This window comes from Luteolibacter yonseiensis (genome assembly GCF_016595465.1).
Lineage (GTDB): Bacteria > Verrucomicrobiota > Verrucomicrobiia > Verrucomicrobiales > Akkermansiaceae > Luteolibacter > Luteolibacter yonseiensis.
In genome coordinates this window covers 92,298-105,580 of sequence record NZ_JAENIK010000011.1, presented here as the reverse complement: position 1 = coordinate 105,580, position 13,283 = coordinate 92,298, and the positions used below count along the sequence as shown (strand labels likewise).

Sequence of the window (13,283 nt, the reverse complement as noted above, 5' to 3'; positions counted from 1 at the left end):
ATCTATTTTCCAATCGTCCACTTTCCCCGCATCGGTCCCACCGTCAAATCTTCCCAGTGATCTCCTTCATCGGCAATCGCCCCGTGCTTCAAATCGGCCGCCATCAGGTGGCTGATTACGATACGGCGTGGCTGGATGACGCACTCCGACGTGCCGCACTGGCGGCGGATCACGAGGATTTTCCGTTCATCGCGGACATCCGTGGCGGCATCGAGCAGTATCTGGAGACGAAATGCCCGTTGAAGTTGCTCCAGTTGGAGGACCTCTTCGAGCGGGTCCGCATGATGTTGATCAAGATCGGCTGGGAGCGGATCGCGGAGAAGCTGGAACCCCTCGCGCCCCCGATGACCGTTTCGCTCGTGCGGGCCGCGATGGAAGCCGGAAACGGCTTCGAGCTGGCGTTTTTCGAAACCCTGCGGGCGGAACTTACCGAACTCCGGTCCGCAGGCGCGGAGGAAATCCACTTCACAGGATTGCGAGAAAGCTCGCTGATCCTGCGCGGCGCGGAAAAGTGGAACAAGCAGTGCGAGCAGTTGCTCACTGAAATTGAAGGCTTTCTGAAAGCCTGGCACCGTGACCAGCCACAAAACGACCGCCGTTTGCGGTTGTGCGTGGAAAACGAGATGTAAGGCGCAAAGCCTTCGAAACATCCTCGGAAAATTGGGTTTTCATCAAAAATGTTAGAATTACATTGTCATTACCATGAAAATTCTTAATGGATGGTCATTGTAATGACAATAAACCCACTTTTGAATTACTGGGCATTCTCGTCTTATCGTACGCCGACCGGTCGTCTGGGTCTTCGCATGCGATTCTGGCAGCTTTGGGTCCTTCTGGCGTTCTTCTTGATCCCGGCGTGGTGCTCGGGAGCAACAAACGGGCAGTATGGGAGTTTCCTCTATTCCGACAATGGAACCTCGGTCACCATCACGGGCTATTCCTCGACTTCGACCGCCACCGCCGTCATTCCATCGACGATCAATCAACGACCCGTCACTCGGATCGGGGACTATGCTTTTTACAACAGCAAGATCTCGGGGGTGAGCATCCCCAAAGATGTCCGGGAAATCGGCACCGGCGCGTTTCACGGCTGCGCGGGTTTCAAGAGATTCGACATCCCTGCCGGAGTCACCAGCATCGAGGGGAACGTCTTTGTCGGATGCGTCAACCTGAGCTTCATTTCGATGGGACAGGAGAATCCGAATTACAGCAGTTCGCAGGGCGGGGTGCTATTTAACAAGACAGGCACCATCCTGATCGCCTACCCGCCGGCGAAAGTCGGATCTTACGAGATTCCCTCCACCGTCACCGTAGTCGGGGACAACGCGTTTTACGGCTGCGAGAGGCTGACCTCGGTTTACATCCCGTCCTCTGTCACGATGATCGGCGGCGATGCCTTCAAGTATTGCAGCGGACTTACCAACCTCACCCTTGCTTGGAAGATCGGCAGGATGGGTGACGGCGCGTTTTCAAACTGCTGGAGCCTGAGAAAGGCCAGCATCTCCGGTCTCACCCGTATTCCGAACAGCGCGTTCAACTCGTGCATCCGCCTGGAGAGCATCTTCATTCCGAACACAGTGACCGCAATCGGCAATGATGCTTTCGCCAACTGCACGGCTCTGAAAAATGTGACTATCCCACCTAGCGTCGCCAGTATCGGCTCCCTGGCATTTTTCAACTGCAACAACCTGTCCCGCGTCACCTTCGACGGACGCGCGCCCTCCATGGGGAGTCAGCCGCTCGTCGGGCTGATGTTCGGCGGTGCGGCGGGCGACTTCGTGATCCACTATTATGACGCCAACGGCTTCAGCTCTCCCACATGGTTGGGCTATCCGGCGGTCAACATGGGGGAAAGAACCCAGCCGAAAATCTGGCTGAACAAATGGGGGCTGCCATACGATTCAGCAATGTCGGACGATCCCAACGGCGATGGGGTCAGCCTCCTCATGGCCTACGCCCTCAATCTCGATCCCAACCAGAATCTGGGGAGCCTCCTGCCCCAGGCGGAGCTTGACTCACAAGGTCTGGTCATGAGCTTTTACTCGGGGACTCCCGGCATCACCTATACGGTGGAAACCAGTACCGATATGATCAAATGGGGAACGGAAGACGTGGTCCTCTTCAAACCGGAGTGGAGCGCGACGACCATCGCAACAGTGCCGGATCCCGGGCCGAACCGGTTCATGCGGCTGGTGGTGAGCCAGTGATTTTCACCAGGAAATCGACCGGAACCCGCCAATTCCGTTCTCCGGCGTTGACCCGGACGCTCTGACGTGCAACCTGCGCGCCCGATGATTTCCATCCAGTCCCTTCGAGTTGAATTCGGCGCGCGTGTGCTTTTCAACGATCTCTCGTTCTCCGTGCAGCCGCGCGAGCGCATCGCCTTCGCCGGGCACAACGGTGCTGGCAAGTCCACGCTCATGAAATGCGTGGCCGGAATCATCCGCCCCACCTCCGGACTGATCAGCTCGCCGCGGGGCACCCGCGTGGGCTACCTCCCGCAGGAGGGGATCCACGTGAAGGGACGCACGCTGTGGCAGGAAACGGAATCCGCCTTCGGTGAGACGATGGCGCTTTCGGAAAAAATCGACCGCCTTTCGAACGAACTCGTGAAGCTCGATCCCCGCTCGTCGCCGTATGGCGACCTGTTGGAGGAGATCGGCGAGCTGGAGCTCCAGTTGGATTCCATGGATCCCGGGCGCATGAAGCCGCGCATCGAGTCAGTGCTGAAGGGGCTTGGCTTCCAAACGAAGGACTTCACCCGCGACTGCTCGGAGTTTTCCGGTGGTTGGCAGATGCGGATCGCGATGGCGAAGCTGTTCCTCCAGGAACCGGAGGTCCTGCTGCTGGACGAACCGACGAACCACCTCGACATCGGCACCCAGATCTGGGTCGAGCAATACCTGATCAACTACCCCGGCGCGATCCTCCTCATTTCCCACGACCGCGCCCTGCTGGACACCCTCTGCACGCGCACCATCGCCTTCGCCCACGGCCGGGCCGAGGAATACGCGGGGAACTTCTCCTACTTCGAACGCGAGTCGGTGCTGCGGAAGGAAATCCAGCTCAAGCAATATGAAGCCCAGCAGCGGGAAATCGGGGAAATCCAGCGGTTCATCGACCGCTTCCGCGCCTCTGCCAACAAGGCGACGCTCGTGCAATCCCGCATCAAGATGCTCGCGAAGATCGAACGCATCCCGCAGCCGGAGCGCGAGGACGCGGTGATGAACTTCAAGTTCCCACCCCCGCCGAACTCCGGACACACCGTGGCGAAACTGGACGCGGTGCACAAATCCTACGGCGCGCTGAACATTTTCAGCGGTTTCGACTTCGAAATCAACAAGGGCGAGAAATTCGCCATCGTGGGTCCGAACGGCGCTGGCAAATCCACCTTCTGCCGCCTGATCACGGGCCAGGAAGAGCCGGACGCCGGTACCCACACCTTCGGCCACAAGGTCGCCACCTCGTTCTTCTCCCAGAACCACGCCGACGAGCTCGACCCGAACCTCACCGTGCTTGAGACCGTCGAGGCCGCCGCCTCCCGCGAGTCCATGCCGCACGCGCGGAACCTGCTGGGCTGTTTCCTTTTCCGGGGTGACGATGTTTTCAAGAAAATCGGCGTGTTGTCCGGTGGCGAGCGTTCGCGCGTCGCCCTTGTCTGCATGCTGCTGCGCCCGGCGAACTTCCTCATTCTCGACGAGCCGACGAACCACCTCGACATGCAGTCGCAGGACGTGCTCCAGCGCGCGCTCATCGACTATCCCGGCAGCGTGATGATCGTTTCCCACAACCGGAATTTCCTCGACGCGCTCGTCACCAAGACGCTCGAATTCCGTCCCGGCGAACAGCCGGTGCTCTACGCGGGCAACATCACCTACTACCTGGAAAAATCCGCCGAGGACGAGGCGAACAAAAAAGGCGCGCCCAAGCTCGCGAACCTCTCCGCCCAGTCCGCCCCTGCCGCGAACACCTCATCCCGCCAATCCACTCCGGGCGTGAACCGCAAGGAGCAGCGCCGCATCGAGGCCGAGCAACGCGAGATCAAGTCCAAGGTCCTCAAGCCCCTCGAAACCGAATTCGCCGCGCTGGAAATCAAGATCGCCGAGCTGGAAGGAGCACAGGCCACCCTCACCCAGCAGCTCTCCACCGCAGCCGTCACCGAGAATCCCGGCAAACTCCGCGAAGTGACCAACGCCGTGGACAAGCTCGCGAAATCCCTCGAAACCAGCTACACCCGCTGGGGCGCGCTTTCCGAGGAAATCGAACGGATCAAGACGAAGCTCGGCATTCAAGACTGAGAGAAGGAGCTGGCTCACTTGTGTCCCGCAGCTCCGATTTCGCCATGACCGGACTACTGGTCCGGTGGAATCAGAAGGCCCGTCGCCTGATCCATCCACCCCATTTCCACCAGCGGATCGTTGAAGACAACGTTGTCTTCCGGAGAACCACCGGACTTCGCCTTCTCGATCCACACGGCCGCCTCTTCCCAGCCACCCTGCTGGATCGAATGGGCGGCCATGGCATAGCAGGCGGATGAAACCGAGCCCAGCAGCAGCGGCTGGATTTCGTTGGTATTGTCCTTCCCCTGAAGCATCCGGGTGAGCATCACCTTCCATTGGGAAAACGTGGCCACCCGGGGATCGGAACTGTCGGCGAGCGCGGCGAACGTGTTTTCGGCGGCGGCGTAGTCACCGCTGAGGAACAAGGCTTCGCCGGTGTTGAACGACACGGCTTCGTTCGGTTCGGGACGCTTGTCCTCCGACGCGGGGTTTTCAATTTTTTCCAAAATCCGCTCGGTGGAGGCGGCCAGGTTGCGATTGAGCATCTCGTTCATTCCGGCCTTGAAGTCCGCCTGCTCCTGTTCGCCTTGCGTGATCCCGGCGGATAGCGTCCGCATCCGGGCCTCCACCTCCGCCCGCCCGGCCTCGTTCAGGCCGGGATCGTTGCTGGAAGCCAGCAACGTCTGATAGAGGGCTAACTTCTCTTTGTGAACCGCGGTCATCTGATTCAGCATCCTTTGGGTCACCGACCTCATGGCGTTCAGCCTGTCCTGGGCGACCTTGGTCAACGGATGACTCCTGAAGGCGTCACGTGTCGCCTGATCATATTCGGCAAACGGCTTCACTGAGGCGGGAGGCGTGGGAAAGTGCGGCCCTTTCGTGGTGGTGATTTCCAACCGACCCGCCCCTTTCGAGGAGGGAGTGCTTCGGGGGGATGGAGGCTCGACCACCCCGGATGGGTCCGGACCTTGCCGGGCCGCAGGCAAAGGCTTGGCCGGATTTGATTTTGCCGGAACGGGACCGGTCGAGGCGGAAGCCGGACCCGGCCGGCGCCATTGGGTCGTGGTGACCAAGGCCGTTCCGGTCAGGGCGGCGAGGACGGATGCTAGGACAATCGTCGATTTTTTCATGGTGAAGCAGGCGATGGCACCCGCCACGGCGGGAAAGGCGGGAGCGGTGACGGACACGGCCTGGAGCGATGCGGCCGCAAGGGAACCGAGGCCGGACGGAACGGCTCCGGCCTGTCCGGACAGGAAGGTCCCTGCCAGTGGGATGAAACTCTTCCCCACACCCCGGCGGCCAAGTGCGGAACGGAGACGGTCAAGTCCGCGGCTGACGCGCTTCTGAGCGGCGTCCTCACTGATTCCGAGTTCGCGCCCGACCGAGCGGAGGTCCTTGTTTTCCAAAAACCGCAGGACCAAAGCCACCCGATCCGGATGGGAAAGGGAGTTCAACGCTTCGTCAATCAGCTCGGCCATGACGGCGGAAGAGCCTCCCAAATCCTGGCGGAGCAAGGCGGACGCCTCTTCACGAATCTGGCGGCGGCGCGTGGACCGCATCATCTGCCGGGTCGTCAGGCAGGCGTGGCGGTGCAACCACGCGGGAAGGATGATGCGGGATGAAAACGTGGAGGCTTTCCGTGCCAAACTGGTGAACACCGTCTGCACGACATCCTCCGCCAGTTGCCGGTCACCGCGACCGGTCCTCAGCGCCGCATGGTAGACCAGCCCCGCGTGGCTGTCGAAAAGCGCCCGGAACGAAACATCGCAGCCGCTTGCCGCAAACCGGTGCAGGTGCTCCCGTGTGGCGTCAATGGATGGAGGCTCAACTTTCATGCATCTGACATACACTGTCCTCCGCCATTCGATTTCCGACAAAAAAGTTCAGCCTAAATCAGGAAGCCCGCGCGCAGCAGTGCGGCATCGGTTTGCATCCGGCATCAATGGACGCTTGTGGGAGAATCGCTCCACAAGGGACACCGGGGTCAGCGTCCCGATGGACGGAGGTCCCGCTTAACGCTTCTTGCGCAGCCGTTTCCCCGAGAGCCTCGTGGCGATCAGGTTCGGGCACCGGCCGTTCAACCGGAGTTGTTCGCAGTTCGCCTCGATCTTGATGCTCTGGCGGATCGGCTTGAATCCAAGCCGCCGGGTCACGCAATCGTTGAGCAGCTCCAGATGGGAGTCTTCGAATTCCACCACGCGTCCGCAGTCGATGCAGACGAGGTGGTTGTGCGACGGCTTGTCGTTGAAGTTCGGATCGTAGGTCGTCTGGTTGTCTCCGAGGTCGATTTCACGGAGCAGGTCCGCCTCCACCAGAAGACTGAGTGTGCGGTAGACCGTGGCGCGTGATGTCTCGGAATCCAGTTTCCTCGCGCGCTCGAACAATTCCTCGGCCGTGAAGTGCTCGTCCTTGCAGAAGGCCGCCTTCACGATGGTGTCGCGCTGGCCCGTCCGACGCAGTCCCTTGCGTCGGATGAATTCATTGAGTCGTTCCTGGATTCCGGCGTCCACGGGATTTTTCTATCCGCTCCTGTCCCATACGGGAAGCGGAAATCATGGTAACCTACTATCCTTTGAGATAAACTCCGGCTCCCGCGGCTTCCGCGGCGCCTATCACACGGAATTCCCCACCATGGTCCGCACCTATCAAAACGGAGATCATCATTCCATCGGCCGCATCTACCATGAGGCGATCCATCGCCTGGCCTGCCGGGATTACACGGAGGAGCAGCTGGCCGCATGGGCGGGAAGAGAGGCGGATCGGGGAAAATGGAGCCGCGACTGGCAGGCGCGATGCGAGAGGAAACGGCCGTTCGTCAAAGTCCTGGACGATCGCGTCGTGGGTTTCATGGAGCTGGACCCGGACGGCCATATCGACTGCACGTTCGTAGACCCCGATCACGCCGGACAGGGAGTGATGGATGAGATCATGGCTGAGGTGAAGCGGGAAGCGCTGCGGCTCGGACTGGAGAAGCTTTACGCCGAAGTATCCATCACCGCGCGAAGGTTTTTCGAGAGGCAGGGATTCGTCCGGGTGCGGGACAACACGGCGGTCATTGGAGAAATCGAACTCGCCAACTTCATCATGGAATGGAAAGTCGTGCCGACGACTCCATGAATGACGCCACTCCGCCCCCGGGTATTGCCTTGTTTGATCTCGACGGGACTTTGATCGCGTGGGACTGCCAGCTCTTGTTCCGGCACTTCATCCTGCGCCGCGAGCCGTGGCGGGGAGTTTTCCTGCCGGTGTTTCTCGCGTTCCTGCCGCTCACCGGATTACTGGGGGCGGGCGGGATGAAGAGGATTTTCCTGAGCTATCTCTACGGAATATCCCCGGAAAAACTGGATGAATATTCGCGGGAATTCGCATCCGCGGTGATGCCGGCGATCTATCCGGAGCTGCTCGAGCGACTGGAGGAACAGAGGCGGAGGGGAGATTTCCTCATCCTCGCATCGGCCAGCCCGGAATTTTATGTGAAACACATCGGGCGGGAACTGGGATTCCACCTGACGCTGGGCACGCCCGTGGAGACCGGGACGTTTTTCCCGGATCTGGAAAATCACAAGGGCGTCGCCAAGGTGGAACGCCTGCGGCAAATCCTGCCCGCATCGTATTTCCAGGACGACCGGCTCCGGAACTGCCATGGCTACACCGACAGCACGGCGGACCTGCCGATGCTCGCGCTTTGCGAAACCGCCACGGTGGTGAACCCGTCGGCCGGACTCGCGGAACTCGCGCGCGGCAACGGTTGGAAGATCGTCCATCCCGCGCGGCCGTGGATATCGAAGCTCGGATTTTTCGCGAGAACACTCGCGTTGCTGGTCGGAGCCGGAGATGATCCGGGCGGAATTTCCAAATCGGTAAAATGATGAAACGTCTGCTCCTGTTGGTTTTTGTCGGCCTGACCCTTCCCGCCTTCGCGCAGGATCTCACCCGTGCCCAGGCGGAAAAGCTGCGGGACAAGCTCGCTGCGGAAACGCTGGCCACTCTCAAAACGAAACGCGCGGCGGAGATCTCCGCCAGATCGATCACTCTCGGCGGAAAAACCCTGAAGTGGCTGGAGAAGGAATTCGGCAAAGCACCGGAAGGGAAACGCAGCCTGTGGATCTCCATGCACGGCGGCGGCAGCGGACCCGCCGCGATGAACGACGGACAGTGGGAGAACCAGATCAAACTCTATCAGCCGAAGGAAGGCATCTACCTCGCCCCGCGCGCGCCGACGGACGCGTGGAACATGTGGCACGAGGGTCACATCGATCCGCTTTTCACCCGCCTCATCGAGGGCATGGTCGCCACCCGCGGCGTCGATCCGGACCGAGTCTACCTGATGGGCTACTCGGCGGGCGGCGACGGCGTCTGGCAGCTCGCCCCGCGCATGGCGGACCGTTTCGCCGCCGTGGCGATGATGGCGGGCCATCCGAACGAGGCGTCCCTCCTGGGTGTTAGAAATCTTCCCTTCGCCCTCTTCATGGGCGGCGAGGACGCCGCGTATGACCGGAACAAGATCGCCGCCGCGAAGGAAAAGGAGCTGGACGCCCTGCAAAAAGCCGATCCCAAGGGCTACGAGCATTTCGTGAAAATCTACAAGGGCCTGCCGCACTGGATGAATGGCAAGGACGCCGAGGCTGTTCCGTGGATGGCGAAGCACACGCGGAATCCATGGCCGGACAAGATCGTCTGGTTCCAGGATGACGTCACCCACGATCGGTTCTACTGGCTGGAGATCCCAGCCTCCGGCGCGAAGGCCGGGCAGAAGATCGTCGCCACCGTCAAGGGGAACGAGATCACGCTGGAAGGAGATGTCCCGGAGAAGATGACGCTGAATCTGTCCGATGAACTCGTGAATCTGGATGCCGCCGTGACGGTGAAGGTGAACGGGAAACAGGTGTTCCAAGGAGTCGTCAAACGCACGCAGGCCGCCATTGTGGAAGCGCTGAAGGCCAACCCGGATCCGCGGCTGTGCCCGTCAGCCAGCCTGCGGCTGTGACGGCGGAGTGGTCTCGCGGAGCCGCGCCAGATCGCGGCTAGAGTTCCACTTGGAAAAAATCCCGCATCACCTCGCGGTAAACGTCGCGCTTGAAGGCGGGCAGCCAATCCAGATCGAACTCTTCCGGCAGGATCCAGCGGTAGGCGCGGAACTCGCGTTGCTTCTGGTTCACGTTCACCGGGGGGGCGTCATGCTTCAGGTGGCAGAGGAAATAAGTCTGCTCCTGCCCGTGGCTGCCATGCTTGCGGATTTTTTTCCCCCGGACGTGCTCCGGATAAAGATAGCGGTAACCCTCACGATGGCTGACGACCTCATAGTGATTCGGACCCAGTCCCACTTCCTCGCTCACCTCCCGGTGAAGCGCCTCGATGAGCGACTCGCCCGCATCCACTCCGCCTTGGGGAAACTGCCACGCGCCGGGAATGGTCCAGCGTTCGCAAATCAGCAGATTTCCCACGGAATTGACGATCAAGGCGGCGACGTTAGGGCGATAACGGACCATGTGGGGGAACCTGCATTTTCCGCGCCATGGTGGCAATTCTTAACTTTGCCGAACTATTTTAATCTCCCCATTTTTGGCGGGGCCGGAAGGCGGCATTCCGTTTGTCAGACCATGCGGCTTCTGCGCTTAGTGCCGGATCATGCGATTGATATCCGCGATCCTCTGTTTGGTGATCACCCCGCTTTTTACCTATGCCCAGCCGGGAGGGGCGGAAGACCGTGCGTATGCGGTGAAGTCGTTGGACCGCATCGCGCGGCCTGTGATGGAATCACTCGCGGAGGGGAAGTTGAAACAACGTCTCCCGCTGGCTCCGGGCGAGGAATCCCGTCGCGATTACACCCACCTCGAAGCGTTCGGCCGCACGCTGGCCGGTATCGCTCCCTGGCTGGCCTTGGGAGCGGACGATACTCCCGAAGGCCGCCTGCGGGCGGAATACATCCGGCTTTCCAACCAGGCGATGATCCACGCGACGGCCCCTGAATCGCCGGACCGCATGAATTTCACGAAAGGCGGCCAGCCTCTGGTGGATGCGGCGTTTCTCGCACAGGCACTCATCCGCGCGCCGGAACAATTGTGGCGGCCGCTTGATGAAACCCAGCGACGGAATCTGGCGGACGCGTTGAAGGCCACCCGCAGGATCAAACCCTACGAAAGCAATTGGCTGCTTTTCTCCGCATTGGTCGAGGCCGCGCTGTGGAAATGCACGGGCGAGTGCGAGCAGCCCCCCATCGAACGCGCGCTCGCCAAACACGAGGAATGGTACCTCGGCGACGGCACGTATGGCGACGGCCCGGAATACCACTGGGACTATTACAACAGCTTCGTCATCCAGCCCGCCCTCATCGATGTGCTGCAGGTCTGTGCGGAAAAAAAGTCACCATTGGCGGCGAAATTTCCGGAAGTTCTCAAGCGGGCGGGCCGCTATGCCGAGGTGCAGGAGCGCCTGATCTCACCCGAAGGAACCTTCCCTGTCATCGGCCGGTCAAGCGCCTACCGCTTCGGCGCGTTCCAGACCCTGTCCATCGTCGCGCTGCGTCACGAGCTGCCCAAGTCCGTGGAACCCGCGGCGGTGCGCTGCGGGCTCACGGCGGTGATCCGGCGCATGCTGGAAGCCCCGGGAACGTTCGATAAAAACGGGTGGCTGCGGGCGGGTGTCGCCGGTCACCAACCCGCCGTGCGCGAGGGTTACATTTCCACCGGCAGCCTCTATCTGTGCCTGGCGGGTCTGGCCCACCTCGGGCTTCCTCCCGACGATCCGCTCTGGACCGGGCCCGCGCGTGATTGGACGCAGAAACGCATCTGGGCGGGAGAAAATGTCCCGGCGGACCACTCGATGAAATGAGGCTTCTCCGGTCCAACCCGGCCAAGACTCGCGACTAGCCAAACCGGAAACGACCTGTCAGGTTCTCCGCATGCTCAGGAAAACCCTCATGCTCTGCTTCGTCGGCTCGCTCGTCTGCTCACTGCCCGTCCGGGCGCAGGAACCCGCTCCCGAGGGCAGCGCGGAGGAGCAGAAAAACGGCGATTCTCCCGCCCAGAACCGGTTCTGGCAGACGACCCTGACGGATGGTTCCTTCATGGTTCCTCTCGACCGCATCGTCTCGGTCAGCCGTGCGAAATACGTGTTGGACGGCACTCTCATCGTGGATGAAGTCACCGTGGACACCGTGGGCCAGGCACTCGCCCGCTTCTATTTCATTTCCCCCATCTCGGATTCCCTGCCGGGAAATACGGCGGCTGACGTGACGGCCCGGAGCAAGGAACTTGTCGACAAATCCGCCGAAAGAGCCGGCGTCGGCGTGCAGGACATGGTGGTGAAAAAGTATCCGGACACCACCCATGCGAAATCCATCGAATTCCGCATCCTTTCGGAAAAGGACCTCACCGGCCTCTACAACAGCGTGCGCAACGCTTGGGAAAGCGGCAGGGGCCGGCATTTCAAGGCGAAGTAAGAATTGCATGCGCCGGACAATCGGCGGCGGATCCCGCTCCACCGCCAATGCCGTGCGGTCGGATTTTAGGGATTGACCTCGTGGGGTGATTCGCGAGCTTGGATTTTATGAAAATCCTGTCTCCCCGCGTGTTGAGTGTCGCCGCTTGTACGAGCCTCGCGCTGGCCGCGTGGTCGCACGGCGGCGAGATGCGTGTGTTCCGCAGCGCGGAGGGCAAACCGCTCACCGCCAGCTTCGAGGGCATGACCGGTGACATCGTCACCCTCAAGCGCGAGGATGGAAAAACCTTCGAACTCCCGAAATCCAAGCTCAGCGGAGAGGACCAGCTCTACATCGCCGGGCTTGCCGCCGCCTCGGGAGATCTCGCGAGGAAGCTCAACACCGCCGCCGGTCAGGAAATCGCCAGCGGCGTGCCATTCCCCAGCCGCAAGGCGGACGAGCTTGCCAAGCTTCTCAAGCTCCGGCCCGAGTCCCAGTCGAAATACGGTCGCAGCTGGCGGCTCTACGCGGCCTTCGCCAAGGAGGAATACAAGCTCTTCGGAGCCATGCCCTACTCGGTGGCCCTCTACTCGAACGAAGGCGGCCTGGCGACCAGCATGTCCATCGTTTACGCGAACAAGGGCGACTTCGGCAGCACCGCTGGCATGGGCCAGGATCATTTCAAAGGAGGAACCACCGCCACCGCCAAAACCCTCACCGCCGCGATGGAGCAGGACGAGCAGACTGTCGCAGCCGCCCTTACCTCCGTCCTGGGAGCAGGGAAAACCGAACGCTACGGCGAGGGCAAGACCCGGCGCAAGGTCACCCGGTGGGATTGGAATGGCCAGGCGTTCCTCCTTTCCAACGAAGAGGGTGAATACGTCAGCCTCGCCATCGTTCCACCGGAACTCGCCGACGCCGGGGGCAAATCGTCCCTCACCAAGGATGCCGACGTCAAAAAACGCCTGCTCGCCAGCATCGTGAAAGCCGATAATGGCGACGTCTCCATCTCCGAAATCCCGATGGTCGACCAAGGCCCCAAAGGATACTGCGTGCCGGCAACGTTCGAGCGGGCCATGCGGACCATGGGGCTTGAGGCGGACATGTATCTGCTCGCCATGGTCGGCCAGAGCCAGGCGGGCGGGGGAACCTCCGTCGAACTGCTGCTCGACAACGTGCGCCACCAGGTCCTCAGCAAGGGCCGCCGCATCAAGGACGAACCCATCAGCGAGCTCCGCGTCCGCGACGTGAAACGCTACATCGATCAAGGCATCCCGATCATGTGGCGGCTTTGCTCGATGCCCGCCTACAACAAGATCGCCGACCAGAACACCGCCACCCGCGCGAAGGTCACCGATTGGAAGACCTACGCCACCGAGATCGCCACCGCCGCCGCGGAACTCGCCAAGTCCACCAAACCCGAGGAGCAGTATCACGTCTGCATGATCATCGGCTACAACGAAGCCACCCAGGAAATCGCCGTCAGCGATTCATGGGGTGCGAGCTTCGAACGCCGCTGGGTGCCCGTTTCGGTCGCGAACTGGGCCAGCAACGGCGGTATCTTCATGATCCTGCCTTGAATT

12 protein-coding genes are annotated in these 13,283 nt (G+C 61.1%); 9 read left to right on the top strand and 3 right to left on the bottom strand.

Going from position 1 to position 13,283, the window contains the following annotated elements; translation table 11 throughout:
* Positions 1 to 56: 56 nt before the first annotated feature.
* The 3 genes from JIN84_RS10145 (at position 57) to JIN84_RS10135 (ending at position 4,298) form a co-directional block, all read left to right on the top strand.
* Positions 57 to 629 carry a hypothetical protein gene (locus JIN84_RS10145; protein ID WP_200350940.1) on the top strand — a complete coding sequence of 191 codons (573 nt, stop codon included), beginning with the start codon at positions 57 to 59 and terminating at the stop codon, positions 627 to 629.
* Between the two features lie 177 nt (positions 630 to 806).
* Positions 807 to 2,207 (top strand): leucine-rich repeat domain-containing protein, encoded by a 1,401-nt coding sequence (locus JIN84_RS10140; RefSeq protein WP_200350939.1) that lies wholly within the window; start codon positions 807 to 809, stop codon positions 2,205 to 2,207.
* Positions 2,208 to 2,291: 84 nt separating this feature from the next.
* A complete protein-coding gene (locus tag JIN84_RS10135) occupies positions 2,292 to 4,298 on the top strand; it encodes an ABC-F family ATP-binding cassette domain-containing protein (RefSeq protein WP_200350938.1) in 2,007 nt (668 codons plus the stop codon).
* 53 nt (positions 4,299 to 4,351) lie between these two features.
* Here the strand turns inward: JIN84_RS10135 and JIN84_RS10130 are convergent, their stop codons facing one another.
* Together JIN84_RS10130 and JIN84_RS10125 are read right to left on the bottom strand one after the other, a co-directional pair.
* Positions 4,352 to 6,115, bottom strand: a complete 1,764-nt coding sequence (locus tag JIN84_RS10130) for an RNA polymerase sigma factor (protein ID WP_200350937.1) — start codon at positions 6,113 to 6,115, stop codon at positions 4,352 to 4,354.
* Positions 6,116 to 6,292: 177 nt separating this feature from the next.
* On the bottom strand, positions 6,293 to 6,790 hold the full coding sequence (locus tag JIN84_RS10125) for a Fur family transcriptional regulator (RefSeq protein WP_200350936.1): 498 nt from the start codon (positions 6,788 to 6,790) through the stop codon (positions 6,293 to 6,295).
* A 121-nt stretch (positions 6,791 to 6,911) separates the two neighbouring features.
* On the opposite strand from JIN84_RS10125, the gene JIN84_RS10120 reads away from it, so the two are divergent.
* The 3 genes from JIN84_RS10120 to JIN84_RS10110 are packed head-to-tail and all read left to right on the top strand — an operon-like array spanning position 6,912 to position 9,267.
* Complete coding sequence (locus JIN84_RS10120) at positions 6,912 to 7,397, top strand: GNAT family N-acetyltransferase (RefSeq protein WP_200350935.1); 486 nt, start codon at positions 6,912 to 6,914, stop codon at positions 7,395 to 7,397.
* Positions 7,394 to 8,149, top strand: coding sequence for an HAD family hydrolase (locus JIN84_RS10115; protein ID WP_200350934.1), 756 nt, complete (start codon positions 7,394 to 7,396; stop codon positions 8,147 to 8,149). Before JIN84_RS10120 ends, JIN84_RS10115 begins: the two co-directional genes overlap by 4 nt.
* The gene (locus JIN84_RS10110; protein WP_200350933.1) at positions 8,149 to 9,267 is read left to right on the top strand and encodes a dienelactone hydrolase family protein; all 1,119 of its coding nucleotides are present in this window, start codon (positions 8,149 to 8,151) and stop codon (positions 9,265 to 9,267) included. The genes JIN84_RS10115 and JIN84_RS10110 overlap by 1 nt, the downstream gene beginning before the upstream one ends.
* Before the next feature lie 37 nt (positions 9,268 to 9,304).
* On the opposite strand, the gene JIN84_RS10105 is transcribed toward JIN84_RS10110, so the two are convergent.
* On the bottom strand, positions 9,305 to 9,769 hold the full coding sequence (locus JIN84_RS10105) for an NUDIX domain-containing protein (protein ID WP_200350932.1): 465 nt from the start codon (positions 9,767 to 9,769) through the stop codon (positions 9,305 to 9,307).
* Positions 9,770 to 9,908: 139 nt separating this feature from the next.
* Between JIN84_RS10105 and JIN84_RS10100 the strand changes: the two genes are divergently transcribed.
* From JIN84_RS10100 to JIN84_RS10090, 3 genes are all read left to right on the top strand, one after another.
* Positions 9,909 to 11,111, top strand: a complete 1,203-nt coding sequence (locus tag JIN84_RS10100) for a DUF2264 domain-containing protein (protein WP_200350931.1) — start codon at positions 9,909 to 9,911, stop codon at positions 11,109 to 11,111.
* A gap of 70 nt (positions 11,112 to 11,181) precedes the next feature.
* Complete coding sequence (locus tag JIN84_RS10095) at positions 11,182 to 11,721, top strand: hypothetical protein (protein WP_200350930.1); 540 nt, start codon at positions 11,182 to 11,184, stop codon at positions 11,719 to 11,721.
* Between the two features lie 107 nt (positions 11,722 to 11,828).
* Entirely contained in the window at positions 11,829 to 13,280 is a 1,452-nt protein-coding gene (locus tag JIN84_RS10090; protein ID WP_200350929.1) for a hypothetical protein, read from the top strand.
* Positions 13,281 to 13,283 lie beyond the last annotated feature (3 nt).